General features: G+C 42.1%; 20 protein-coding genes and 1 other RNA gene. 12 read left to right on the top strand and 9 right to left on the bottom strand.

Annotation, left to right across the window (positions count from 1 at the left end):
- Window positions 1–88: 88 nt before the first annotated feature.
- From MED222_RS03640 to MED222_RS03630, 4 genes are all read right to left on the bottom strand, one after another.
- The gene (locus MED222_RS03640; RefSeq protein WP_009848315.1) at window positions 89–1,402 is read right to left on the bottom strand and encodes a HipA domain-containing protein; all 1,314 of its coding nucleotides are present in this window, start codon (window positions 1,400–1,402) and stop codon (window positions 89–91) included.
- Window positions 1,386–1,688 (bottom strand): helix-turn-helix transcriptional regulator, encoded by a 303-nt coding sequence (locus MED222_RS03635; RefSeq protein WP_009848316.1) that lies wholly within the window; start codon window positions 1,686–1,688, stop codon window positions 1,386–1,388. Before MED222_RS03635 ends, MED222_RS03640 begins: the two co-directional genes overlap by 17 nt.
- Before the next feature lie 318 nt (window positions 1,689–2,006).
- Complete coding sequence (locus tag MED222_RS22115; RefSeq protein ID WP_442852149.1) at window positions 2,007–2,159, bottom strand: helix-turn-helix domain-containing protein; 153 nt, start codon at window positions 2,157–2,159, stop codon at window positions 2,007–2,009.
- Window positions 2,160–2,822: 663 nt separating this feature from the next.
- The gene (locus tag MED222_RS03630) at window positions 2,823–4,493 is read right to left on the bottom strand and encodes a DEAD/DEAH box helicase family protein (RefSeq protein WP_009848317.1); all 1,671 of its coding nucleotides are present in this window, start codon (window positions 4,491–4,493) and stop codon (window positions 2,823–2,825) included.
- Between the two features lie 190 nt (window positions 4,494–4,683).
- Here MED222_RS03630 and MED222_RS21680 point away from each other — a divergent pair, with 190 nt between their 5' ends.
- The 7 genes from MED222_RS21680 to MED222_RS03605 are packed head-to-tail and all read left to right on the top strand — an operon-like array spanning window position 4,684 to window position 15,549.
- A complete protein-coding gene (locus tag MED222_RS21680) occupies window positions 4,684–7,122 on the top strand; it encodes an N-6 DNA methylase (RefSeq protein ID WP_009848318.1) in 2,439 nt (812 codons plus the stop codon).
- Window positions 7,123–8,874, top strand: coding sequence for a type I restriction-modification system subunit M (locus MED222_RS03625; protein WP_009848319.1), 1,752 nt, complete (start codon window positions 7,123–7,125; stop codon window positions 8,872–8,874). It abuts the gene before it with no gap.
- Window positions 8,867–10,141 (top strand): restriction endonuclease subunit S, encoded by a 1,275-nt coding sequence (locus tag MED222_RS03620; protein ID WP_009848320.1) that lies wholly within the window; start codon window positions 8,867–8,869, stop codon window positions 10,139–10,141. Before MED222_RS03625 ends, MED222_RS03620 begins: the two co-directional genes overlap by 8 nt.
- Window positions 10,141–10,980, top strand: a complete 840-nt coding sequence (locus MED222_RS21685; RefSeq protein ID WP_009848321.1) for a hypothetical protein — start codon at window positions 10,141–10,143, stop codon at window positions 10,978–10,980. Before MED222_RS03620 ends, MED222_RS21685 begins: the two co-directional genes overlap by 1 nt.
- Window positions 10,973–11,587: a hypothetical protein gene (locus MED222_RS03615; RefSeq protein WP_009848322.1), complete on the top strand. Its 615-nt coding sequence runs from the start codon at window positions 10,973–10,975 to the stop codon at window positions 11,585–11,587. Before MED222_RS21685 ends, MED222_RS03615 begins: the two co-directional genes overlap by 8 nt.
- Window positions 11,588–11,604: 17 nt before the next feature.
- On the top strand, window positions 11,605–14,814 hold the full coding sequence (locus MED222_RS03610; protein ID WP_009848323.1) for a type I restriction endonuclease subunit R: 3,210 nt from the start codon (window positions 11,605–11,607) through the stop codon (window positions 14,812–14,814).
- A 3-nt stretch (window positions 14,815–14,817) separates the two neighbouring features.
- Window positions 14,818–15,549 (top strand): M48 family metallopeptidase, encoded by a 732-nt coding sequence (locus MED222_RS03605; RefSeq protein ID WP_009848324.1) that lies wholly within the window; start codon window positions 14,818–14,820, stop codon window positions 15,547–15,549.
- 88 nt (window positions 15,550–15,637) lie between these two features.
- Here the strand turns inward: MED222_RS03605 and ssrA are convergent.
- Together ssrA and smpB are read right to left on the bottom strand one after the other, a co-directional pair.
- Window positions 15,638–16,004: a transfer-messenger RNA gene (gene ssrA, locus MED222_RS22120) on the bottom strand.
- 66 nt (window positions 16,005–16,070) lie between these two features.
- On the bottom strand, window positions 16,071–16,556 hold the full coding sequence (smpB, locus tag MED222_RS03600) for an SsrA-binding protein SmpB (protein ID WP_004735156.1): 486 nt from the start codon (window positions 16,554–16,556) through the stop codon (window positions 16,071–16,073).
- Between the two features lie 119 nt (window positions 16,557–16,675).
- Between smpB and MED222_RS03595 the strand changes: the two genes are divergently transcribed.
- Together MED222_RS03595 and MED222_RS03590 are read left to right on the top strand one after the other, a co-directional pair.
- The gene (locus MED222_RS03595; protein WP_004735157.1) at window positions 16,676–17,104 is read left to right on the top strand and encodes an SRPBCC family protein; all 429 of its coding nucleotides are present in this window, start codon (window positions 16,676–16,678) and stop codon (window positions 17,102–17,104) included.
- 3 nt (window positions 17,105–17,107) lie between these two features.
- Window positions 17,108–17,419 (top strand): RnfH family protein, encoded by a 312-nt coding sequence (locus tag MED222_RS03590; protein ID WP_009848325.1) that lies wholly within the window; start codon window positions 17,108–17,110, stop codon window positions 17,417–17,419.
- 156 nt (window positions 17,420–17,575) lie between these two features.
- Here MED222_RS03590 and bamE read toward each other — a convergent pair whose 3' ends face one another.
- The 3 genes from bamE to nadK all read right to left on the bottom strand — a co-directional run bounded on the left by bamE (window position 17,576) and on the right by nadK (window position 20,929).
- Window positions 17,576–17,935, bottom strand: coding sequence for an outer membrane protein assembly factor BamE (bamE, locus tag MED222_RS03585; RefSeq protein WP_009848326.1), 360 nt, complete (start codon window positions 17,933–17,935; stop codon window positions 17,576–17,578).
- Between the two features lie 167 nt (window positions 17,936–18,102).
- Window positions 18,103–19,767, bottom strand: coding sequence for a DNA repair protein RecN (recN, locus tag MED222_RS03580; RefSeq protein WP_009848327.1), 1,665 nt, complete (start codon window positions 19,765–19,767; stop codon window positions 18,103–18,105).
- 277 nt (window positions 19,768–20,044) lie between these two features.
- On the bottom strand, window positions 20,045–20,929 hold the full coding sequence (gene nadK, locus MED222_RS03575; protein WP_009848328.1) for an NAD(+) kinase: 885 nt from the start codon (window positions 20,927–20,929) through the stop codon (window positions 20,045–20,047).
- Between the two features lie 143 nt (window positions 20,930–21,072).
- Here nadK and grpE point away from each other — a divergent pair, with 143 nt between their 5' ends.
- From grpE to dnaK, 3 genes are all read left to right on the top strand, one after another.
- The gene (gene grpE, locus MED222_RS03570) at window positions 21,073–21,654 is read left to right on the top strand and encodes a nucleotide exchange factor GrpE (protein WP_009848329.1); all 582 of its coding nucleotides are present in this window, start codon (window positions 21,073–21,075) and stop codon (window positions 21,652–21,654) included.
- 387 nt (window positions 21,655–22,041) lie between these two features.
- Window positions 22,042–23,316: a dicarboxylate/amino acid:cation symporter gene (locus tag MED222_RS03565; RefSeq protein ID WP_009848330.1), complete on the top strand. Its 1,275-nt coding sequence runs from the start codon at window positions 22,042–22,044 to the stop codon at window positions 23,314–23,316.
- 337 nt (window positions 23,317–23,653) lie between these two features.
- Window positions 23,654–25,567, top strand: coding sequence for a molecular chaperone DnaK (gene dnaK / locus MED222_RS03560; protein ID WP_009848331.1), 1,914 nt, complete (start codon window positions 23,654–23,656; stop codon window positions 25,565–25,567).
- The last annotated feature ends 278 nt before the right edge of the window (window positions 25,568–25,845 follow it).

Raw genomic sequence — 25,845 nt, forward strand, 5'->3', positions numbered from 1 at the left:
ACTGGCTGCGTTAATTATCAAGTAGGTAACACAAAGAGCTTTTGCTCTTTGTGCTTTCTATATTCTGATTAGATAGCTTATCTATAAGTTAAAGCTCAATTTCAGTGATGAGTGGTGATTGTTTAAGGAAGTGCTTACATCTAGCCACAACGATTTCACGGTATCGGTTTAAATAAGGTAATTGTGAATCAGAAGTAGGAGTGACGAGAGATATAGCATCATCAATGTTGTTTATAATGTCATTTGCGATCTTTACTAGGCTCTGTTGAAGCAATTTTGGTGAAATACCACAATCGTCAGCAAACTCTACAAGTTGGTAGGCATTAATAGAATCTGAGTCAAATTCATCCCCAATTGCCATCGCAAGATCCTGCTCAAATTCAGGGTACATCCTTACATTGACTAGATCGTAAAGTGGCGTTGGTGTTAAGCCCGATTTTTGGACAAAGAAACTGAAGTTTTTGCCATGTGCATCTGCGTTATAAATGCAGAGATTGAACATTGCCCACTTTAGGATCGCTAGTTTTGCCGCTAATGGGTTTTCACATTGCTCTGTTACCGAAAAAAGTCGGGTGAAGCTGACACCATCACGAATATGACTGACATCTCTTTGTTTACCTAAGTTTCGTTCATACTTTCTATCGACACCTAGGTTACTAGCTTGACAGGCATCGATCATATGCCTTCGTTTCACACTTGTTGAGCTAAATAGCTTTCGATCAAATCTCTCTACAATTAAGGCTGGAAATTGGTCAAAATACCGCAACTCAACATCAGCAACATCTAGTTCAACTAGCTTCGCTAACTTCATCGTCACAAATTCATTTATGACAAGGTGTTGTTGGTCATTTTTTTCGAACTTCACAATGTGAGTTGAGCATAGTTCACCCTCTCCAAACCCTAAGTTTCCATCGATAGATAAAACGTTTAGCTTAGATTGAACCCCCGCTACTGATAGTCTTGGTTTTCCTTCCCATATTTCTAAATACCCAAGCTCAGGGTCAGATAGTTTCTTAATTAATTCACTATCGTTGATTGGGTTGAAAGAGGTTTCAGTTTGAACGGGAGAAACACCTTCAGATAAGAACATCATTGCACCTGATGTATCTGTTCCAATACCACCAACTTGTGCAAATACGTTTGAACGTGATACGCCAAGAAAGTCGATCAAATAATCTAACCCTTTATTTTCAGGGAGCAAATTCTGTAAGAACCTCCTGATATTGACTGATGGTATATCAGAGTTAAATGGAAGGTGTGGCGATATGGGAAACCCATTATCAATCCAATCTTGCTTGTAGATTACAGATAGAGCATCACTTTCTTTACTCAGTGATAGTTTGCCTATGACTTGCTGGCTATAGACTATATCGAGGATGTATTGATTAGACCCAGACATCATTACCTTTCTCCTGTGATGAGACTGAAGCATCTAAGTCTTGCCATGGTTGTATCGATATCTTTATTCCTAGAGCAGACACAACTTTCATTAAAGAGGTTAGTTTAATATCGGAGCTGCCTTGTTCAATTTTTATGTAGGTTTGTTTTGAAACACCAGAAAGCAATGCTGCATCTTGCTGAGTGATTTTACTTTGAGTTCTTTTTGCTTTGATCGCCTCACCAAGTAGTGATGGTGTGAACACCTGGCTTAGATCTGGTGACTCAGTTGCTTTTACTTTCTTAACCATAGAACCTCCATATAGCATGATGCAATAAAGTATGCCTTAGTAGACTTTTAAGTTATTTATACGTAGATTTTAAATAAAAGTCTATTAAAGTTCACTTTTATAGTGGATACATTGAGTTATCACATAAAAGTCTACCATAGTGAGCTTTTATGGTTACAAACTTGGCGATCTTATTAAAAGTCTAATGTGATTTACTTTATCTAATGAAAGAACAATAGAAAACTCAAAGCCATGGGGCTTTGAGATACCTAAAGTATGGCTAACTCTCTATCGGAACCTTAAGGTGGTCGTTCAAGTATTGTGTGTAATACAAAGGCATTACAACATTGTCTTGCTCTCACTTCTTGTTTCAACCTTTACTGTCAGATCTAAGGCTTGAATGATTTTAAACATGGTAGAGAGCGTGGCTTTATCTGGTCTAGTTTCAAAGTTAGAAATGGTAGCTTGTTTTATGCCGACTCTCTTTGTCACTTCGAACTGAGTCCACTTATTTTTTTGCGTATTAGCAATAAAGTACTGGCTAATTGTTGTGGGCTATAAATCACAAGTTGTCACTTCATATTATGAGGTTTGATCCCCATTAGAGGATATTGGCCGTGCTATCCCAACAAAGGGATATATATAACTTTATACCTTGCAGGGGATAATCAAAGCCTTTAGCTTAAAGAGGTATTGCAAGAAGGTGGATACCAGCCTTTATAAGACTTGTCGCTAAGTTTTTCTGCGATTGGCGATTATCCATGCGGGTAAGGTGAGGCGATGGTTACACGTAAGTAGATCAAATATGCCACACAAAAGTTAATTGGAAATACTGACTTTGAAGCGCATGAGATGGTTCGAAACTAAAGTCATGGGAATCAAAAGCACTTTACACCGTGCGTCACCCTGTGAGTGAAAGGTAGCGCGTTTAGTACCGATAGCATAATTGATGATTATAAAATACAAAAAGGGCCAACTCTTTCGAGTTGGCCCTTTCCAAACGTTTGGTGGAGCTGGCGTCATCTGACTTTGCATGCTAACTGTTTGGTATTTAATGTTTTATCTGATTGTTTTTTTTTTAGTACTTCTCTTGGTACAAAAAATCGTTGCTAGAGAAGTGAGATAAAGTTTTCAAATAAAGTTATTAGTCCTAATTCACGGCTCTAATGACCAGTCTGAATCAACAAAATCTACAATTTGTCCTGTAACATTCTCTTTGTGTGGCCTGCTAACTTGGGCAACTAACTTATATCTTAAATCGAGTGACACTGGGCTAGTAACATAGGCGGTATCAACTTGAAGTCTTTCATTATCGATTAGAAAAGCACTTGTTCCTATCAGTATTGAAAGAGGTGACTGATTATCTTGGAATTGTAGGATAATTGTCTCCCTATCTTGTGGAGTCTTTTTAGTGGATATTGTGTTAACTGTATTATTTGAAGATTCAATTCCACCCCATTTAGGCCTTATCTGGTAAATCAAGTTTAGTAGTATCTCTGCAGAGTTTATATCTCGAACTAGGACAATAGCTTTTCGCAAGTATACTTGTGATTCTGTATGTCGAATTATTTGTTCTGCTATGGCTTGGAGGTGTCCACTCGTTGGGACAGTCGCGGTTTCAAACGAGCGAAATAGGGGCTGTATCAATTGTACAGAGTCGAAGAGCGAAGTCTGTTTTTCCAAATTTAAAGGAACAAGCACATGGTCTTCAATAGCTTGATAGTAGGAATACTTACCAATTACTTCGCCATAAAACTCTATTGCTCGTTCAGTAGCTAAACTTGTGAATAGAATGCGAGTTGAATTGGGAAGCAGGGATTCAAAAAGTTCTGGTATCCTAGATAATTGAAACCCAACCAATAAAAGTTCATCACTGATTTTGAGATTTTTGGAAATTATATTTTGAATAGTGGTAATCGTAATATTGCAGTCGCCGCTTTTTAAAGTGAGCTCATACTCATTAATTGAATTACCTACTTGGAGGTTGGTTTGGAAATTTTCAGTGATTAATGAATTTAGTTGATATGCAATATCTGCTCGGTCCACTATGATTAAGATAGGTAGAGAATAAAGGTCTGTGTGTTTAGTTATAGCTAAAATATAGTCTACTAGAGAGTTAGACAAACCACTTCCTGTCACTTGCTCAACTATACCCACTTTCGATAGGTGATTATTAGCAACTGAATCATGCGTGACCTTTAGCGCATGTTGTACAATTTTATCACGGTTTCGCTCAACGTAAGAATGTATTGGTTTCGCTGATCTTATGATTTCAGGGAGGACTTTCTTTTTGAAATTTTCATCCATGACCTCTCTAGAGAGCAAGGCTAATAAGGGATCTAGGATGTCATAGAGTAATGTGGAAACTTGGGTGACGTTAATTTCTATAGAGAAGTGAACTATTTTATTTCTATATTTTGATAAGTCATCTATTAGAATTCGTAGGGGTTCTTTTTCAGAAAGTTCATTGAGTTTTAATTCTTTCGTTGCCCTTTTTATTACGTCTTTGAAACCAACAGACATTACTCCTTCATCATGATCGAATAAATCTAACAGCGCTGCCTCTGCCATGCCTTTTCTCTTTCTAAGAGAGCTTAATCTTTCGACTGCTTTGTTGACGTTTTGGAAGACTAAAAATTCATTTGATTGTACTAACAACTGCTTCAAAAGTAGCTCTATGCCATGGTGCACCCAAATCACTGCTTCCTTTAAGAGCCAAGGATTATCTGTTTTTTCCCATTCCTTCCATATTTCATACCCGCGAGTTAGGGAGTGAGAACCATTATCGAGTAGGCCGATATTTAAACTACTTTTGACATTTGACATTAGTTAAGTCCTTACGTGTTATGAATTTTGTATTTTACTGTTATGTTTTTTGTGGCATATGCATTGCTCATTCTCATAATCAATCTAAGTTGATTGCTCCGTCAATCACATATCCGTAAAATTCTCACCAATATTTATTCGCTTACATGCGAGCTTGTTCCAGTATGTACAGCTTTACTTGGTAACCCACATGCCTCAAACACTATCTCTCCAGCAACTAGAATCTTTCCTATGGGAAAGTACTGATATTCTTCGTGGTTCTCTGGATGCCGCTGACTATAGAGAGAATATATTAGGCATGCTGTTTTTAAAGCGGTTGTCAGATGTATTTGAAGATAAGAAACAGAAAGTTATTCAGCATTACATCGATAACGGTAGAACAAAGGAACAAGCAAAAGAGCTAGCTAGAAATAGAAGTGAGTATGTGAATACCTTCTTTGTTCCTGAGAATGCAAATTGGTCTGCGTTAACAAATGTAAAGGAAGAGATTGGTCAAAGTTTAGATAGATCAATGCTGGCGATTGAAGAGCATAACTCAGAACTCAAAAATGTACTGACTAGCATAGACTTCGGCAAAAAAACGCGACTTTCCAATGCTCAGTTAAGAGACTTGGTTTTGCATTTTAGTAAGTGTCGCTTACTCGATGAAGACTTCGAATGCCCTGATATTCTTGGTAAAGCCTATGAATATTTAATTAAAATGTTCGCAGATAGTGCGGGTAGAAAAGGTAGTGGTTTTTATACTCCACGAGAGGTAGTAAAGCTAATGGTTAGCTTGCTTGAACCTAGTTCGGGTATGAGTGTTTATGACCCAACAGTTGGAGCTGGAGGTATGCTGGTTCAATCTCGTAACTATCTAAAAGATATTGGAAAAGATGTAAATTTATCCCTGTATGGGCAGGAGGTTAATCAGGGTACTTGGACAATATGTAGAATGAACATGTTTTTACAAGGGGAAAGTAATGTAGATATTCGTCATGGAGATACTCTTCGTAACCCCAAGCATACTGAAGCAAATAGATTGATAACTTTTGATCGTGTTATATCGCATCCTCCATTCTCATTGAAAGAGTGGGGAGGTGATGAGCTTAGCAATGATACTTTTGGACGATTTAAATACGGTATTCCCCCAAGAAACTCCGGTGATTTTGCTTTTATTCAGCATACCTTGGCTACTATGAACGAAAGTGGACGTGCTGTAGTAGTTTTACCTCATGGCCCTTTACACCGAGCAGGCAAAAGTGAGTTAGATATTCGACGAGGTATGCTAGAAGACGACGTAATTGAAGCAGTTATAGGATTACCGGCGGGGATTTTCTATGGTACAGGTATACCTACATGCCTTCTCATATTAAATAAATGTAAAGGTAGGAAACAACGAGGGAAGGTTCTTTTTGTTGATGCATCAAATGGGTTTAAATCTAATAAATGGATGATGGAGCTTAGAGGTGAAGACAGTGAGAAAATTCTAAAAGCGTATGGTGATTTTGAATCTATAGGGTCATTTAGTCGTATTGTAACTGTTGATGAGATTTTGAAAGACAAATATTGTCGATTAACAATTAGACTTTATATTGATGATTCAGAAGACGGAAAGCGGCTGGAAAGCCTCATTGAGAGTCATTCTAACTTCAAGCATGTAAGGTTCAATAACCGAGATGTAGTTAAGGGAATAACTAGTGTTGGTGCGGGAAAGCTTCATCCATATAGAGAGAACAAGGTCTATTTTCCTAGGTCATTGAGTAAGAGTGTCGTTTCAGAAATTAGTGATGTCCAGACACATTCGTCATATTTACAGGTCGAGCTCAATCCGGATGAAGCTCTAGCCGAGTATTTTGAGCTTTTCTTCTCCTCTGAGTTGGGACGACTTATCTTAAAGAAATTACCAATTGGGACATACTTGCCTGCATTAAGTGTGGCGACTTTAAGGGAGGTTCAGTTTCCCTTACCACCTTTAGAATTGCAGAAAGAGATAGTTGAAACTCAAAATAAACTAAATCAATTAAAGAAGTTTATTAGTGAATATGTATCTGAACTAACGGTTAACCCAGTTGGATTTCAGAACGTTAGGCAGCAAGCCGATAAACTTTTAGAAAGCCTTTCCCTTTTAAGTGACTCTGAGCGGGTCAGAGCAAAAATAAAATTAGGGGAGTCTGAGCGGCTGGAATTTAAACGGTCATTTTCTTTGAATATAAAAATGTTTAAAGAAGGTGGAGACTATAAAAATAAGAAGAACTGGCTGAAGCAAGAAATGGCTGTGTTGAAAACACTATCAGCCTTTATGAATACTCATGGTGGTACTTTGTTGATTGGTGTTACTGACAGAGGTGCGATTTCCGGTGTTAACGATGAAATCAATGAGATACATAAAGGCAGTGAGGATTCGTTCTTAAAGTTTTTTAAGGATAAGTTTAACAACAGAGTTGGCGCTAATTTCCATAAAAATATTCATTTTAAGTTCATTGAATTCGACAATAAAACAGTGATTGAAGTAGACTGCGAAACGTCTGCTACCCCGTGCTTCATCGATGAAACTGAGTTTTACATCCGTACACCAGCATCTTCCGATACATTGGTTGGTAAAAAATTAATCGACTATGTTAATACCCATTTCAAAGGCAATGTCTAAATGACCAACAAACTCTCTCTTCAGCAGCTTGAATCTTTCCTATGGGAAACGGCTGACATTCTTCGTGGCAATATGGATGCCTCTGAATTTAAAGACTACATCTTTGGCATGATGTTCCTAAAGCGCATGTCGGATGCGTTTGAAGAAGAACAAGAGAAAGTTATTGCCTACTACCTCGGTAAAGGTAAAACCCAAGAACAAGCTGAAGAGCTAGCAAATGATGAAGATGAGTACGACGATACCTTCTACATGCCTGAAAGTTCCCGTTGGTCTGCGCTGAAAGACTTAAAGCACAACATCGGTGAAAGCCTTAACAAAGCAACCGAAGCGATTGAAGAACACAACTCAGCGCTTGAAGGCGTGTTGGTCACTATCGACTTCAACATTAAGAACAAACTGACCGATGCTAAGTTGCGTGACTTGCTTTCTCACTTTAGCCAGCACCGTCTGCGTAACGAAGATTTTGAGCGCCCAGATATGCTGGGAACCGCTTATGAATACCTGATCAAGATGTTTGCCGACAGCGCAGGTAAAAAGGGCGGTGAGTTCTATACCCCAAGTGAAGTAGTACAACTGCTGGTGGCACTGTTAAAACCTCATGCGGGGATGCGTATTTACGATCCAACCACAGGTTCGGGCGGTATGCTGGTTCAAACTCGTAACCACCTTGCTAAAAATGGTGAGAACGCATCAAACCTATCGCTATTTGGGCAAGAGATGAACCTAAATACGTGGGCGATTTGTAAGATGAACATGTTCTTACATGGCGTGCAAAGTGCCGATATTCGTAAAGGCGATACATTGCGTGAGCCTAAGCATACCGAAGGTGGCGAGCTTATGAGCTTTGACCGCGTAATCGCTAACCCGCCGTTCTCACTGAAAAAGTGGGGTAAAGACGAGTGTGATAGTGATGGCTTTGGTCGTTTCCCTTATGGTACGCCGCCAAAAGATGCGGGTGATTTGGCCTTTGTTCAGCATATGATTGCTAGCACCAACAATGAAGGTATGGTCGGTGTGGTTATGCCTCATGGTGTGCTATTCCGTGGTTCAAGTGAAAAAGCGATTCGCCAAGGTATTTTGGAAGACGATTTATTAGAAGCGGTGATCGGTCTTCCATCGGGCTTGTTCTACGGCACGGGCATTCCTGCTTGTTTGCTTATCATCAATAAGAACAAATCCGCAGCTCGTAAGGGCAAGGTCCTGTTCATCAACTCAGAGCTTGAGTTTGAAGAGGGCAAAAACCAGAACAAACTGCGCGAGCAAGATATTACAAAGATTGTCGAAACCTTCGAAAACCATTCGTTTGAAAGCAAATGCGATATTAAACGCTATGCAAAAGTCGTGAACTTCTCAGAGATTGCCGAGAACGATTTTAACCTCAATATCCGCCGTTATGCCGATACCTCGCCACCAGCAGAAATTTTTGATGTACGCGCTATTCTTCATGGTGGTGTGCCAGTGCGTGAAGTGGAAGATGAGTACATTGAAGAAGAAATCCTAGCAGGGTTTGATATCTCTTTGGTGTTCGATAAAACCGACAACGACTACTACGCCTTTAAATTAAACATAACCAGTAAAGAGCAGATCCGTCCTCTTGTCGAAAAACAGGCTGGTGATGTTGATGTGAAAGTTATCACTCAACTAGAACGCTGGTGGGATAAGTACCAAGTGTCGCTGCATGAGTTAGACCAACAAGTAGCAGATGCCGAACAGGTAATGCAGGGGTATTTGAAGGAGTTGGGCTATGAGTGATAGTCCATTGACTTTAGTGTTAGATACTGAGGATTGGAATGTATCCAATTTGTCCGAATGTTCGTTATTTATTAAAGATGGTACTCATGGGACACATAAAAGAACGCCCACTGGTATTCCATTATTAAGTGCGAAGAATGTAACTGCTTCGGGCAAGATTAAGTGGGATGTTAATGATTCTCTAGTGAGTGAAGCTGATTATTCAAAAATCCACTCTAAGTATGAACTTGAGAAGGATGACTTACTTTTAACGGTAGTTGGAACGCTAGGAAGAAGAGCTTTAGTTGATGGTTCGGCTAAATTCACTATACAACGAAGTGTTGGTGTTATTCGACCGGACAAAAATAAAGTTACTCCGAATTTTATCTTTCATTTCTGCGGTTCGGATTTTTTCCAGAATCAACTAGAACTGAGAGCAAATGCCACTGCACAAGCTGGAGTTTATCTTGGAGAACTTGCTAAAGTTCCGGTTCCGTCCCCCCCACTCCCAGAACAAAAGAAAATCGCCGCTATCCTCACCTCAGTCGATGAGGTGATTGAAAAAACACAGGCGAAAATCGACAAGCTCAAAGACCTAAAAACAGGCATGATGCAAGAGCTTCTCACCTGTGGTGTCGGTGTGGATGGTAAACCGCATACTGAGTTCAAAGACTCGCCAGTGGGTAGGGTTCCGAAAGGGTGGGAAGTTGTTGAGTTAGATCGCGCAGCCAAAGTCATTGATTGCAAACATGCTACGCCTAAATATTTTTCTAACGGTTTTCCTGTTGTTAAACCGGGAAATATTCGAGAAGGTTTTCTTGAACTACGTGGATGCTCCTTAACCGATAAGGCAGGTTTTGATAACTTAAACGAAAATCATACTCCTACTATCGGGGATATCATATACAGCCGAAACCAAACGTATGGTGTTGGAGCATATGTAAATCGTTCAATGGAGTTTTGTATTGGGCAAGACGTTTGTGTTATAAGTCCCAAAAAATGTAATTCCATCTTTCTTTTTTACATGATTAATTCGCCTTTAGTTAAAGAGCAAGTAGAGCTCTTAGCTGCTGGCTCTACATTTAAACGAATCAATTTAGGTTCAATAAGAAAGCTAAAAATTGCATTACCATGCATTGAAGAACAGCAGGCAATTGGGGCGGTATTTGAGAGCATAGACAACAAAGTATCTCTGCTTGAGAAAAAGCTAATTAAGAAGAAAGATACTAAAAAAGCCCTTATGCAAGACCTCCTGACAGGCAAGAAACGAGTCAAGGTAGACAGCTAATGCTAAAAGCAATTCTTCACGGAAAAGCAGGGCGCATAGAGCACGGTGGGCAAGACTCGGTACGCTGGGCAAGCGTGTTTAAAGCCCGTGAAGATTTGCTCACGTCTACCTTTTTTGAGCGCTTTGCTTACCTATCTGATGATGTTCAAACTCAAATCCTAGCGAGTTGTTTTTCTCTGTCGCCTGATGATTTTCAGGCGAAATTTGGTGTATTTCAATCTATCGACTATTGGCCGAGGTATGCTTTAACAGAAGACGGTGAATCTCGCCAAGTTGAACCTGATTTGGTGATCCGCTTTGAACTGTGCAATTTAATTGTTGAAGTAAAACCACCAGCAGGCGGCGATCAGTATTACGACCAATGGCAAAGAGAGGTGGCTTCTTTTATTCAGTCGGATGAGCATAACGAGCTACCGCTACACTTTCTTGCGATTGGGCGAATTGAAACAGGCAACGCGACCCAATGGGCTGAGTTACTTCACGAATGCTATGATTGCCTTAAAACAGTTAGTGCAACTAAGTGGCAAGCCGTTGCCGACAACTTGGTTAAGTTAATGGAAGGGGATGGCATAAGCCCGACAGACAGACGAGTGCTTACCGATATGCTAGAAGCATTAGCTTTGTATGGGTTAAAAACGAATAGCTTTGAGTGGCATGATCTTATCTGTCACGGTTTTAAAGCATTGTCACTTCAACACTCATTACTTTCTGATCATAGCATCAAGCAAGAGCTTGTTTCTGCCTGTGCATTTCAGTCTGAACCTCGTCTTATCAATCATAACTTTACCCCCGTCAGTTTAGATACCCTGTCGGTTTGGCCTAGGAACACCCATGAATAACTCACAACCAGAAGATCTGTTCACCCAAGTCAGAACTGCCCACCGTTTGCTGGCGGCCTATTATCAGCGCTTACTGCCGACTCTTGAACAAATAGCACATAGCGTTAATACCGAATTCTATTTTTGGAAGCCTGTTCGTTTTGATAAGCCGGGGAAAAATCCGTTTAAAAAGTGGCAGTGGGATTTATTACCCGCCACCAATACGCGCTATGTGTTTAAGCAGTTCAGTAGCTACGGCGCCGTCACGCTCAATGATTACATTGTTGAATTTATTGTTATTAATGACTCGGGTGTGAATGATAAAGAGTATCAAGCACAGCCAGACGCATTAAAATTGAAAATTCCTGTAAGTGAAGCGGCAAGTGTTCTAAGGGTAGCGATTTATCGAGCTGTGGCTGAAAAAGAGGGCGATTTTTATCAACAGTGGGAGGCAGGCAGCTACCCTAACTACTGTGATTCCGTTGAGATTGAGCAAGACAACCTCTTTTTAAAATATGGCTTTGAAGTCCCTTTAGAGAGCCTACTAACAGAGGAAGGTGTTGAAGCGATAACCGCGAGAATTCAACAGCGCCTTGAAGAAACCAAACAGGTAGAGCCCGTCGCATAGCGTTATCTAGGAATGATATGAAAAACAACGAATTCGATAAAGTAGAAGCGCCCGCCATTGCTCAGCTGGTGAAGCTCGGTTGGACTTACGTGCAAGGTAAATCACTTTCCCCAGAACATTCAAACCAAGAGCGTGCCTATCTACGTGACGTAATACTGGTGAAGCGCTTACAAGCGGCGATTAAACGCATCAACCCTTGGATAAGCGACGAGAACCTACGCAAAGTATCAAGGGACGTGACTCACCCTAGCTTTGCTGCCTTAATGGAGTACAACCACGCCTTCTACCAAACCATGGTGAATTACCTATCGGTTGAGCAAGATCTAGGGAAAGGGCGCAAAGGGCAAACCGTTAAACTTATCGACTTCGATACGCCTTCCAATAACGAATTTCTAGTCACCAACCAGTTCAAAGTGGAAGGGGTTAACCAGAAAATTATCCCCGATATTATCTGCTTTGTGAACGGCATCCCTCTTGCGGTAATTGAGTGTAAATCGCCGTACATTTCAGACCCAATGAGCCATGGTATTGATCAGCTTCGCCGTTATGCAGATTTGCGTGAACAGCAAGACGGTGAAGGGGCAGAGAAGCTATTTTGGTATAACCAACTAATGGTTTCTACCTGTCGTGACCAAGCCAAAGTCGGCACCATTAGCTCGAGCAGCCAGCACTATGGTGATTGGAAAGACGCTTACCCATTCAGTGATGAAGCGTTAGCGAACCAGTCGCTACAAGATAACGTAGTGACGTTTCGCTCTGCGGTAGAGGTTCAATACCCTGATGATGTATTAGATGATGACGCTGTTAGTGAATCTAATATAGAAAGCCAAGTCGAACTTATGCAAGCAGCAGAACCCAAAGCCAGTTATGAGGTTTTGACTCATGTGACGGCTCAGCAACGTTTGCTAGCAGGTATGTTCAGCTTAGACAACTTCCTCGATATTCTGCAAAACTTCATCATCTATGAAACCGATGATGGGAAAATCATCAAGAAAGTGGCTCGCTATCAGCAATATCGAGCGGTGAATAAAGTCATCGAACGCTTGAAGGGAGGCAAAGATCGCAAAGCCCTTTCTCGTAAAGAAAGAAGCGGTGTGGTTTGGCATACCCAAGGCAGTGGTAAATCACTCACTATGGTTATGCTCGCGGTGAAGATGCGCCGTGACCCAGAATTACAGCAGTACAAATTGGTCTTTATTACCGATAGAACACAACTGGATGAGCAGCTTTCCAATACCTTCCGTGATGCCCAAGGCGAAACCGTTTATAACGCGGGTTCTGTGGCTGAGCTAAAAGAACTCTTAAAGAAAGACAGCTCTGATCTTGTAACTGCGATGGTGCAAAAGTTCTCCGATCTTGAAAAAGAGCAAGAGAAACAATCGTCAGTAGCGGAAGGCTTTGTAGACTTAAACCCGAGTGACAAAATAATCGTTCTTGCTGATGAAGCTCATCGCACTCAGTTTGGTGGGCTAGCCATGACCATCAATGCCGCGCTACCGAATGCGCCTAAAGTAGGCTTTACGGGGACACCTTTGCTTAAAACGCAAAAGATGGGTCAAGCGTTTGGTGGCTATATTGATGAATACAAAATCAATGAAGCAGTCGAAGATGGTGCAACCGTACGCTTGCTGTATGAAGGCAGAGAAGTGCAATCAGAAGTGGCGGGAGAGTCTCTTGATAAGCTGTTTGAAGAGTATTTTGGTGAATACACCGAAGACGAACAACGAGAAATAAAGAAAAAGTACGGAGTGGAGCGTGCAGTACGTGAAGCGCCGGCTCGTATTCGCTGGGTATGTTTAGATCTGCTTAAACACTATAAAGAACACATTCGCCCAGATGGTTTTAAAGCGATGATAGTGGTGGGTAGCCGTCATGCTGCCGCTATTTTTAAAAAGACGCTTGATGAGCTGGGTGCGCCTCCTTCTGAGGTGATCATCTCAGGTATGCAGAATGAAAAGCAGTACTTGGCGCAATACACCGACAAAGCACATCACAAGAAGGTGATCGCTAATTTCAAGAAACCATTTGGTATTGATAGAGCGGGAACTGAAGAGAAGAACAAAAAGTTTGATAACACGGCGTTTCTTATTGTGAAAGATATGCTGTTAACGGGGTTCGATGCGCCTATTGCTCAAGTCATGTATATTGACCGTAAGTTACAAGACCACACACTGATGCAAGCTATTGCCCGTGTGAACCGTACCTATAAAGGTAAGAATTGTGGCTATGTGGTGGATTATCACGGGTTAGCTACTCATCTTACTGAAGCGTTAGACTTGTTCAGCAGCGAAGATGTAGAAGGCACATACCAAAGCCTGAAAGATGAAATACCTAAGCTAAAAGCGAAACACACGAGAGCAATGTCGTTCTTCAATAATGTCAAAAGTGACGATATTGATGACTACGTGTTGGCGCTAAAAGATGAAACGACTCGTGCGCAGTTCGACCTTGCTTTTAAGTTGTTCGCCAAACAACTCAACGTGATTTTGCCTGACGCCAGTGCTGCCCCTTTCATTCCGGATATGAAGTTACTGGGCAAAGTTCATAACGCATCAAAAACGCGGTATCGAGACGCTGGCTTAGATATGCGTGAAATCGGTGAAAAGGTTCGCCAGTTGGTGGATGAGCACATTCTTAGTACAGGAGTAGACCCGAAAATACCCCCTGTAGATTTACTGGCGGCGAACTTCAAAGAGACGATAAAACCAACCAAGTCGGATGAATCGAAAGCGTCTGAGATTGAGAGTGCAATTAAGCATCACATTACCATTAATCTCGATGAAGACCCTGAATATTACCGTTCGTTGAGTTTACGCCTGCGTGATGTCATTGAAAAAACAGCAGGTCAATGGTCACTTCAGTTAGAACTACTGCTTGAGATGACCGACGATATTGGCAATGCCCACCAGCAAGCAGCACAAGATGTGGGTTTGTCGGAAACGGAATTTGCTTTCTACAATATTCTTATCTCGGAAGTTACGCATGTCAGTGATGGCGATGTGATTGATGAATCGCTTCATGAATCAATAAAGCAGACAACTCAAACTTTAGTCGCGATGCTGGGTGAAGCAACAGAGATTATTGATTTCTTCGCTAAGCAAGATGAAGTGAAGCGTATGAAGAAAGAGATTAAGCGTGCTGTGCTCGATCAGCCATTCGGTGATAAAGCGTTAGTGAGTGCACTACAAGAACGTTTTATGGATCTCGCTAAGCATAAGTTTTGCTAATAAGTGAATAAGCAAAAAGCTACGAGCAAGCATGAGCCTGAGCTTATCCATACTGAAGGCTACAGTGTGCTGGTGGAGCGTACCTCTCGCAGAAAAACCGCTTCAATTAAAGTTGATGAAGGTGAAGTGATCATCGTTGTCCCTAAGCTGCTGGAGCGTGACAAAATAGATAAGCTTTTAGCGAGTAAACATCAGTGGATAGTCGAAAAGATAGCGCAATACCAAACCACCAGCCCTGCGACAATGCGAGAGTATGTGTCAGGTGAGTCATTGCCATACTTAGGGCGGAATTATCGCTTAAAAGTGCTTAAAGGCGACTTAGCGCCTACAAAACTGCTTAATGGGCGTATTACGGTCACCGTTCCCGATCCATCCACACAAACGCACTATATTCGCCGAGCTTTAACGAATTGGTATAAGCGTCATGCTGATAAGAAGATTCGTGAGAAGGTAAGGCGTTACGAGTCGTTGGTGGGCGTTGAAACGGGCGTTGTTCGTACTAAAGAGTTTAAGAGTAGATGGGGCAGTTGTACCCCCTACGGTGATTTAGAATTTAACTGGGTGATTGTTATGGCTCCCAACAGGGTTGTTGATTACGTAGTGGTGCATGAGCTTTGTCATCTAATTCACCATGACCATTCGCCACAGTTCTGGAAAGAAGTTGAACGAGTCATGCCCGACTATAAAGAGCATAAAGAGTGGCTTAGAGAAAATGCACAAAATCTAATCATATAGAGCGTACATTCACTAATGTAAAAAGACATCCTCAAATGAGACATAAAAAAAAGGGCCAACTCTTTCGAGTTGGCCCTTTCCAAACGTTTGGTGGAGCTGGCGGGAGTTGAACCCGCGTCCAAAAATCATTCATCATTGGTACTACATGCTTAGTCGATCTTTAATTTCACCAGCAACCTGCGAACCGACACGCTAGTTAAAGGCTAACCTGAATTGTTATTCGCGCTTTTCCTCTCAGGTGGGAGAATCCGCGCTAGCTAGTTTGGGTTTGATCTCTTATTGGTCCCCGTCTTACGAGCGGAAGCTAGGGTAAGAGAGCTCTGAGCAGGTTATTAAGCTGCTAGTGCGTAGTTTTCGTCGTTTGCGACTATTTTTTTGCGGCTTTTAACGTGGCCAACCGCCCCACGGCATGCACCTCAGACTTCAAAATTCCTGTCGAATCCTAAATCAGCCCCAAGTGTTATTTGCATAGTACCAGAAAAGCTTTGCCTGTCTAGCACTGTGCGTTTAAGTGCTTAAAATTAACGCAAATTACTCTTCATAATCCGTGCTTTATCTCTCGCCCAATCTTTTTCTTTCATATCAGTACGTTTATCGTGCAGCTTTTTACCTTTCGCTACGCCAACTTTAATCTTCGCCCAAGAGCGAGACCAATAAAGCGCGGTTGCGACAAGTGTCATGCCTTCACGGTTAATACGACCGATAAGGTTATCGAGTTCTTTTCTCGACATTAGTAGTTTACGGATGCGTGTTGGGTTCGCCACGATATGAGTACTCGCTTGAGTTAGCGGAGTGATCGTCATACCACTGATGAATGCTTCGCCGTCTCTGATGTAGACGTAGCTTTCTGCGATATTGGTTTTGCCTTCACGTAGGGATTTTACTTCCCAGCCTTGTAGCTCAAGCCCCGCTTCTATCTCATCATCGATGAAATATTCGTGGCGAGCTTTCTTATTAAGCGCAATGGTATTACTACCGGCTTTTGATTTTGATTTATTCTTTGCCATAATGGCCTCATTATACGGATTGCACCCTAGTTGGGGAATCCTTTTTATTTGCGCTCTGGCCCAATACAATTAAAATTGCAGTTTGTGTTAATGTAACGCTGTCTTTAACAGGAGTCTATATGCCAAAGGTTACTCGTTCAGCATTAGTGTCGTTTAGTGCCGACCAGATGTTCAGCTTGGTCAATGATGTTGCTCGTTATCACGAGTTTTTGCCAGGGTGTTCTGGTTCACGTGTGATCGAATCTTCAGATTCAACGATGGTGGCTTCGGTTGATGTCTCTAAAGCGGGTATCAGTAAAACATTTACCACATCGAACCGCTTAGCGGATGGCGCTGAGATCTTGATGGAGCTGGTGGACGGCCCGTTTAAAAAGCTACAGGGCGGTTGGTATTTTACTCCGCTCGATGAGCAAGCGTGTAAAGTTGAGCTTAAGTTAGAGTTTGAATTCTCTAGCCGAATGATTGAAATGGCATTTGGTAAGGTTTTCAATGAGCTGACGAGTAATATGGTCAGTGCTTTTACTCAACGCGCGAAACAGGTCTACTAAGCCATGACTATTGAATCGGATATGATCCACGTAGAGGTTGTGTTTGCACTTCCGCATGAACAGCGTGTGTTTACTTTAGTAGTAAACAAGCACGCGACCGTTGAAGAGATCATTGCGCAGTCTGGCGTTTTGGAATTGTACCCAGAGATCGATTTAGCAAAAAACAAGGTCGGTGTATTCAGCCGCAACGTTAAGCTAGATGCGACGGTTCGCGATAAAGATCGTATCGAAATATACCGAGCACTATTGGCCGACCCAAAAGAGATCCGCCGTAAGCGTGCTGAGCAAGCGAAAGCAGCCGCAGCTAAATCGTAATGCTAAAAAAATTCGACTAAGAAGAGAGCTCGCAATGTTGGCGAGCTTTTTTGTGCCTGTTGGTTAGACACGCAGCTAATTTGTTAGCAGATATTAAAAAGCCTGCTCGTGTGAAGTGAGCAGGCTTTTGCGATTCATACCTTGTCGACTGGAAAGCTAGCGAAGGCTTTCGAAGAACTCATCACTGGCTTCAAAATCACCATTGATCGTTACTAGAGTGCCAGTGGCATCAAAGTTCACGACAAGGTTTTTCTGGATAGGGTCGTTATGGCCTTTTTGGTGGTGGTAAATGTAGTACCACGTATCTGGATAGCCATTTTCGATAAGCATAGGTGATCCCATAACGTAACGAACTTGTGTTTTTGTCATGCCAAACTTGAGCTGGTCGACAGCTTCTTGTTCAACATAGTTACCCTGATTGATGTCAATTCGATAAACCAACTTCTCTAGTAGAGAGCAACCGGTCAACATTGTTAGTGCAAGTGGAACTGCAACTAACCACTTTTTAATTCGCATAGTTTGAGATCTTTCTTCGCTAAAATACTGCCTGATAATAAACAAGCTCCAGCAAGAAGTAAAAAGCTCCTTGCGCTTTGAGCTTGTTATGACTGGCAATTTTGAATTAAGTTGCAAAATTGCCAAGAATTTTCGGTAAATTATCAGAAAGTTGCTGAATATGTAACCTATGCTGCGATTAATAACTCTTTTGCGTTGGCAAGCGTCGATTCGGTAATTTGGCTGCCACCAAGCAGTCGAGCAAGCTCTGAAACGCGTTGTTGTTCATCAAGCGTGTGCATTTGAGTCTCGGTTTTACCTGATTTCGTGTTCTTTGCAACGAACAGTTGTTGATGTCCACAACCTGCCACTTGAGGTAAGTGCGTTACACACATAACTTGCGTAGATTCGCCCAGCTTACGTAGCATTTTTCCGACAACCGCAGCGGTTGGTCCACTGATACCCACATCGACTTCATCGAAAATCAGGCTTGGTGTATCCACTTTTTGCGCTGTGATCACCTGAATCGCTAGTGAGATTCGTGATAACTCGCCCCCAGAAGCCACTTTAGCAATGGGCTGCATTGGTTGACCTGGGTTGGTCGAAACAATGAAGGTCACGTTATCCATACCTAATGGAGAAGGGTGTGTGTTGGTGTTGTTTACTTCAATGGCAAACTGCGCTTTTTCCATGCTCAGTTCATGCATGCTTTGCGTGATCAGCTTGTTGAGTTCTTTTGCGTAACGAGTTCGAGATTTATGAAGCTTCTCTGATTTAGCCATGAACGACTGGTATTGGTTTTCTACCTCGTTTGCCAATTCTTCCAATTTTTCATCAGAGCAATCAAGCGCTTCAACTTGTTGTAGTAAGTCTTGATGGTGCTTATACAGTTCTTCAGGTAATACGTGGTGTTTACGAGACATCGACATCACTTTAGAGAAACGCTCCTCAACGTAAGCCATACGACCGGGATCAACATCAATGCTGTCTAGGTATGTTCTTAACTCGTTGTTGGTTTCTTCAATCTGAATAATGGCTTCAGACAATAAGTTTGGTAACTCAGCCAATCTTTCATCTAGCTCCGCTAACTGAATTAAGGAGTTATTGGCCGATTGCAGAATACCAAGCGCATTAACTTCTTCACCTTCATAAATAAGCTCGATAGCTTGTTGGCAGGTTGTGGCCAGTTCTCCGCTATTGGAGAGGCGCTTATGCTCTTGTTCGAGGTCTTCATATTCTTCCTCCCCAATAGACAGCTCATTTAACTCTTTGATTTGGTATTCAAGAAGTTGTTTTTGAGCTTGGTTTTGCTGGCTATTTTCACGTAACTCTTTCAAGTGGTTATCGGCTTGTCGCCAGGCTTGGTAAGCATTACGTGTCGATTTCAATAGGTTCAAGTGACCTGCGTATTGATCAAGCATGGCCATTTGGTAATCGCTTTTCATCAACTGATGGTGCGCGTGTTGACCATGAATGTTGATCAACAGCTGTCCAAGCGATTTTAATTGTGAAAGAGGCACCGGACTGCCGTTGATGAATGCGCGAGAACGACCTTCTTTAGAGATGGTTCTGCGTAGGATGCATTCACCGCCATCAAGCAGTTCATTGTCTTCTAACCAGCGGGTAGCATGCAGATTGTTCTCAAGTAAAAAAGCGGCACTGACTTCGGTTTTTTCTTCACCTTGTCGAACCATTCCTGCATCAGATCTTCCTCCAAGACACAAGCCTAAAGCGTCGATAGCGATAGATTTACCCGCACCAGTTTCTCCGGTGATTGTTGTCATGCCTTTAGAGAGTTCTAGCTGTAAAGACTTAACAATAGCGAAATTATTAACACTTAGATGAGCCAGCATTTTTATTTACCTGTATAACTGAACAATACTGTATATAAGCTCAGTATATACTGTTTCTTTATACAGTAAAGTCGGTGGGTGAAATTTTTTTGCGACAGATCTCAGAATTGAGGTTGTCTGTAGATCACTGAAACCGCAGTAGATTCCCAACTCAGTTGTTCCTCCCTGTCGGAATTGCAGAGAAGCGAGAGCCTACGGGCTTTCTATGGGCAATAAAAAAGGCTGACGAACGTCGTCAGCCTTTCATAATTCGGTTACTTCTGGAGCTTTTATTCTTTTAGAACAACTTACTCGACCAGCCTAGTTTGTTACGTAGAACATGGTAGTAGTTGTAGTCTTTAGGGTGGATCAGCTTGAGTACATTCGGGCTTTGGTAAATGTGGATCTCATCACCAGGAGAAACCGGTAGCGAGATTTGACCATCGCAGCTCACTTCCTGAGTTCCGCGGTTATCAGGCGATACGATCAGCTTGATACGACGTTTTCCATCCACTACCAGTGGGCGGCTTGAAAGGGTGTGTGGGAACATCGGTACTAATGAAATTGCATTTAAACTTGATGACAGGATAGGACCACCACCAGAAAGCGAATAGGCGGTTGAACCTGTCGGTGTTGAGACGATCAAGCCATCAGAACGCTGTGAGAAGGCGAAGCTGTCATCGATATACACTTCGAACTCGATCATATGTGCGACTTGACCGGGGTGAAGTACTGCTTCGTTGAGTGCGGCGTTGTGGCTTTTTATTTGGCCATGACGATGAATTTCAGTTTCAAGTAAGAAGCGCTCTTCTTCCATGAATTCACCCTTGAGTACATCAGTAAGCGCACTCTGGAAGTTTTCAGGATTAAGATCGGTAAGGAAACCTAGGTTACCTCGGTTTACGCCAATCACTGAAATATCGAAACGTGACAAGATTCTAGCGGCACCGAGCATATTTCCGTCACCACCCACCACAATGGCGAGATCGGCGCGTTTACCTAATTCAATTAGGCTAGAAAAATGTTCTTGTGGGATATCGTCTAAAATTGTAGCGAGTCTGTCATCCACAAACACTTGATAACCCTCAGTACTTAACCACTGATAGAGCTCTCTATGAGTCTGAATTGCTTGCTGATCTCGAGGTTTACCAATAATGGCGATGACTTCAAATGGCTTTTTCATAACGTTTCCAAACGAATTAGGCTTGAATCAAAATTCTTCATCCCCATAATAAAGGCAAGTTGAACGTCTATGCGAGTGTTTTATATCAATTTGGGGTGCAAACACACCTGTCACTTGCATTGAAAACGAATTCTGGAGAGATCATGAGCAACGAAGAAAACAAAGTAACGGAAGAAGAGCTAGATCAAATCATTGCTGAAGCTGAGAAAGTTGAAGAAGCTGAGCTAAATGAAGAGTCTGTTGATGAGCAAGAAGCAAAAATCGCTCAACTAGAAGCTGCACTACTTTCTAGCGAATCTAAAGTGAAAGAGCAGCAAGATTCTGTTCTTCGCGCAAAAGCTGAAGTTGAAAACATGCGTCGCCGTAGCGAGCAAGAAATTGATAAAGCGCGTAAATTCGCTTTGAACAAGTTTGCTGAAGGTCTACTTCCTGTCATCGACAACCTAGAGCGTGCAATGCAAGCTGCAGACGCTGAAAACGAAGTGGTTAAGCCACTGTTTGAAGGTGTTGAGCTAACACACAAAACATTCGTAGACACCGTAGCTAAGTTTGGTCTTAAAGAGATCAACCCTGAAGGTGAAGTGTTCAACCCTGAATTCCACCAAGCGATGTCTATCCAAGAAAGCCCAGATCACGAATCAAACACGGTTATGTTCGTAATGCAAAAAGGTTACGAGTTAAACGGTCGTGTGGTTCGCCCTGCGATGGTTATGGTTGCTAAGTAATGACGTGTTACGCTGCCAAGTGATTGAGTCGCGCATTGACTGAGTAGTCGCGGCGACAAAATAAATCACTGGTTTACGTAAAATGGAAAGAGAGGCATATGCCTCTCTTTTTTTGTGCCTATAACTTGAGACCCCACGTAAATAGTCACCAAAACCGCATTAAGAATGTTGTTCCTTTTATATTACCCAGAACAATGATTTAGAGTTTTATATTATGAAACCAGTTGTTAATGAAGAAATGTTTTGATGTCACACTTGTAATGTTTTTGTAAATAAATGCTTTTAATTGTTATCTTTGTATGTAAAATCCACTGCGATATAGCGATTTAACTCGCATATATAACTATAAAAGTACAAATTTCAAACACAACAAACTGGAGAAGAACGATGGATAAATCGCTCTCAAGTAAGATTTTTGTAGGCTTGTTTGCCGGCCTACTTATTGGTACTGCTATTCAGTACCTATTCAACGGTATTGCAGTATTTGATACTTACCTGCTAGGTCTAGCAGAAGGTGTCGGTGGTATGTTTGTCTCTTTGATCAAACTATTGGTTGTTCCACTGGTATACGTATCTATCGTTTGCGGAATTGTTGAATTGAAAGACATCCGTTCTTTCGGTCGCCTAGGTGGTAAAACTTTTGCTCTTTACATTATCAACACCATCATCGCGATTTCTGCAGCCCTAACTGTTGGCCTTATTTTCCAACCGGGTGCTGGTGCAGATTTAGCCGGAACGATATCTGAGACAGTTCAACTAACAACAACTGAAACTCCAGATATCTTCTCTCTTGTTGTGAACATCGTTCCTAGCAACCCAGTTCAGGCGTTTGCAAGCGGCGACATGCTACAGATCATCTTCATGGCAATTTTGACTGGTCTTGCTATTCAGGCTCTTGATTCACGTGGCGGTCCAGCGATCAAAACGTTCAAGATGGCTAACGAAATCATGATGAAGCTTATCGGCCTAGTAATGAGCTTGGCGCCATTTGGTGTATTCGCTCTGATGATTCAACTAGGTGCGACACTGAACGCTGAGACACTTATGTCTGTAGCTGGCTATGTAGCGCTTGTTGTTGCGATGCTAGTGTTCTGGATTTTCTTCTTCTACCCAATGATGGTTGGTATCGCGACAGGTATTACGCCTAAGCAATTCCTACGTGCAACTCGTGAGCAAATCCTTTTCTCACTATCGACGGCAAGTTCGAATGCGACTATCCCAGTAACAATGCGCACTCTAACTGAAAAGCTTGGTGTATCAAGATCTGTGGCAGGCTTCGGTGTACCACTGGGTGCGACAATGAACATGTCTGGTGTTTCTATCTACATCGCACTAGCGACAATGTTCGTAGCAAACGCATTCGGTCAACCAATCAACACGGCTGACATCTTTACTCTGGGTCTAACTATCTTGCTACTGTCTATCGGTGCGGGTGGTGTTCCTGGTGGTGGTGTTGTAATGGTAGGTGTTCTATTGCACCAACTAGGTTTACCACCAGAAGGTCTAGCTATCATTGCTGCGGTAGACCGTATCAACGATATGTTCTGTACTTCTTCTAACGTAGTAGGTGATACAGCGGTTAACACTATCGTTGCTAAGTCTGAAGGCGAAATCGGCGTTGAAACAAACGAAGAAGCTGAGCTAAAGAAAGCAGAAGCGTAATCAGAGATTTTCCTCTATAGATGAAATCTAAGTGGAAAGCCTGAATAGACAAACGGAGCCTAAGTGGCTCCGTTTTTTATTGGGTGATAAACCCAGTTACTAGGCTTATGTGAAGGTAATGATATGTATTCGTGTCTAACCATTCCTTTTATCAAAATAAATGTGAAAAAATCCAGTATCCCCCTTGAAAAGGATTCGTGAGCCCTTATCTATGGTGCATACGAAAGCAAATTACATTTGCACTTAAATTTGTGTATTAGGGTTGAATCCCTGATTACTACCCCCCACATAGTGGGTATAGCAAAAAACTAAATAGAATTTATTCGGAGAAAGCCTGATGGGTCGAATCATTGGTATTGATTTAGGTACTACTAACTCTTGTGTTGCTGTTCTTGACGGTGACAAACCACGCGTATTAGAAAATGCTGAAGGCGAACGCACAACAGCATCGGTAATCGCATACACTGAAGGCGAGACGCTAGTTGGTCAACCTGCGAAACGTCAAGCTGTTACTAACCCTCAAAACACGCTATACGCGATTAAGCGTCTAATCGGTCGTCGTTTTGAAGATGAAGAAGTTCAACGCGATATCGAAATCATGCCTTTTAACATTGTTAAAGCTGATAACGGTGATGCATGGGTTGAAGCGCAAGGCCAAAAGATGGCTGCTCCTCAAGTATCTGCTGAAGTTCTTAAGAAAATGAAGAAAACAGCTGAAGACTTCCTAGGCGAAGAAGTAACTGGCGCAGTAGTAACTGTTCCTGCTTACTTCAACGATGCTCAACGTCAAGCAACTAAAGATGCTGGCCGTATCGCTGGTCTAGATGTTAAACGTATCATCAACGAACCTACTGCTGCTGCTCTGGCTTACGGCCTAGACAAGCAAGGTGGTGATCGCACTATCGCTGTATACGACCTTGGTGGTGGTACATTCGATATCTCTATCATCGAAATCGATGAAGTAGAAGGCGAGAAGACTTTCGAAGTTCTTTCAACTAACGGTGATACTCACCTTGGTGGTGAAGATTTCGATAACCGCATGATCAACTACCTAGTAGATGAGTTCAAGAAAGAGCAAGGTATCGACCTTAAAGCTGATCCACTAGCAATGCAGCGTGTTAAAGAAGCAGCAGAAAAAGCGAAAATCGAGCTTTCTTCTACTACTCAAACTGACGTAAACCTACCTTACGTTACTGCTGATGCGACTGGTCCTAAGCACATGAACATCAAAGTGACTCGTGCGAAGCTTGAGTCTCTAGTTGAAGACCTAGTTCAACGTTCTCTTGAGCCACTAAAAGTTGCTCTAGCAGATGCTGACCTATCTGTAGGCGAAATCACTGACGTAATCCTAGTGGGTGGTCAGACTCGTATGCCTATGGTTCAAGCTAAAGTAACTGAATTCTTCGGTAAAGAGCCACGTAAAGACGTGAACCCTGACGAAGCTGTTGCAATGGGTGCTGCTGTTCAAGGTGGTGTACTAGCTGGTGAAGTTAAAGACGTTCTTCTTCTAGACGTTACTCCTCTATCTTTCGGTATCGAAACGATGGGCGGTGTAATGACTAAGCTTATCGAGAAAAACACAACTATCCCTACTAAAGCGGATCAAGTGTTCTCTACAGCTGAAGACAACCAAAGCGCAGTAACTATCCACGTTCTTCAAGGTGAGCGTAAGCAAGCGACTTACAACAAGTCTCTTGGTCAGTTCAACCTAGAAGGTATCCAACCTGCACCACGTGGCATGCCACAAGTTGAAGTAACATTCGACCTAGATGCTGATGGTATCCTGAACGTATCTGCTAAAGATAAAGCGACAGGTAAAGAGCAGAAGATCACTATCCAAGCATCAGGCGGTTTGTCTGAGGAAGAGATCGAAGCAATGGTTCAAGAAGCAGAAGCTAACAAAGAAGCTGACAAGAAGTTCGAAGAGCTAGTAACTGCACGTAACCAAGCTGACCAAATGATTCACGGCACTAAGAAGCAAGTAGAAGAAGCTGGTGAAGCTCTACCTGCAGACGAGAAAGCTAAAATCGAAGCAGCAATCGAAGCTCTAGAATCAGTTAAGTCTGGTGACGACAAAGAAGCTATCGACGCTAAAGTTCAAGAACTTATGCAAGCAGCTCAAAAGCTAATGGAAATTGCTCAACAGAAAGCTCAAGCTGAACAAGCTGGTGCTGACGCTGGTGAACAACCTAAGCAAGACGACGATGTGGTAGACGCTGAGTTCGAAGAAGTAAAAGAAGACAAAAAATAATTTCGTCGCAGAGTAGCCTGATTTCGTTGTCGGAAGTGCTCACCTACTAGCGTAGGCTCCGCGCTTCCTCCTAGAACTCAAGCTATCTGCTTAGAAATTTGTCTCAAAGACTTATTATTGCGGGCGTCAGAGGTAACTCTCACGCCCGTAAATTTGTATTTAGACTTGTCGATCTAGATAATAGCTTTATTCGGCGTTTCAGCCGACAGAACTTTTATCTAGATTGATACACAGACTGCTGAAGTGATCATTCGGCAGTAGCAATTATTTTGGTGACC

It is taken from the genome of Vibrio sp. MED222, from assembly GCF_000153005.1.
Taxonomy (GTDB): Bacteria; Pseudomonadota; Gammaproteobacteria; order Enterobacterales; family Vibrionaceae; genus Vibrio; species Vibrio tasmaniensis_A.

Bases quoted from the DNA above. Each gene is read 5' to 3' on its own strand.
- dnaK (WP_009848331.1), top strand. From the start codon at position 23,654: ATGGGTCGAATCATTGGTATTGATTTAGGTACTACTAACTCTTGTGTT.
- nadK (WP_009848328.1), bottom strand. From the start codon at position 20,929: ATGAAAAAGCCATTTGAAGTCATCGCCATTATTGGTAAACCTCGAGAT.
- MED222_RS03630 (WP_009848317.1), bottom strand. From the start codon at position 4,493: ATGTCAAATGTCAAAAGTAGTTTAAATATCGGCCTACTCGATAATGGT.
- MED222_RS03590 (WP_009848325.1), top strand. From the start codon at position 17,108: ATGACTATTGAATCGGATATGATCCACGTAGAGGTTGTGTTTGCACTT.
- recN (WP_009848327.1), bottom strand. From the start codon at position 19,767: ATGCTGGCTCATCTAAGTGTTAATAATTTCGCTATTGTTAAGTCTTTA.
- MED222_RS21685 (WP_009848321.1), top strand. From the start codon at position 10,141: ATGCTAAAAGCAATTCTTCACGGAAAAGCAGGGCGCATAGAGCACGGT.
- bamE (WP_009848326.1), bottom strand. From the start codon at position 17,935: ATGCGAATTAAAAAGTGGTTAGTTGCAGTTCCACTTGCACTAACAATG.
- MED222_RS03640 (WP_009848315.1), bottom strand. From the start codon at position 1,402: ATGATGTCTGGGTCTAATCAATACATCCTCGATATAGTCTATAGCCAG.
- MED222_RS03595 (WP_004735157.1), top strand. From the start codon at position 16,676: ATGCCAAAGGTTACTCGTTCAGCATTAGTGTCGTTTAGTGCCGACCAG.
- smpB (WP_004735156.1), bottom strand. From the start codon at position 16,556: ATGGCAAAGAATAAATCAAAATCAAAAGCCGGTAGTAATACCATTGCG.
- MED222_RS03615 (WP_009848322.1), top strand. From the start codon at position 10,973: ATGAATAACTCACAACCAGAAGATCTGTTCACCCAAGTCAGAACTGCC.
- MED222_RS21680 (WP_009848318.1), top strand. From the start codon at position 4,684: ATGCCTCAAACACTATCTCTCCAGCAACTAGAATCTTTCCTATGGGAA.
- MED222_RS03610 (WP_009848323.1), top strand. From the start codon at position 11,605: ATGAAAAACAACGAATTCGATAAAGTAGAAGCGCCCGCCATTGCTCAG.
- MED222_RS03635 (WP_009848316.1), bottom strand. From the start codon at position 1,688: ATGGTTAAGAAAGTAAAAGCAACTGAGTCACCAGATCTAAGCCAGGTG.
- grpE (WP_009848329.1), top strand. From the start codon at position 21,073: ATGAGCAACGAAGAAAACAAAGTAACGGAAGAAGAGCTAGATCAAATC.
- MED222_RS03565 (WP_009848330.1), top strand. From the start codon at position 22,042: ATGGATAAATCGCTCTCAAGTAAGATTTTTGTAGGCTTGTTTGCCGGC.
- MED222_RS03620 (WP_009848320.1), top strand. From the start codon at position 8,867: ATGAGTGATAGTCCATTGACTTTAGTGTTAGATACTGAGGATTGGAAT.
- MED222_RS03625 (WP_009848319.1), top strand. From the start codon at position 7,123: ATGACCAACAAACTCTCTCTTCAGCAGCTTGAATCTTTCCTATGGGAA.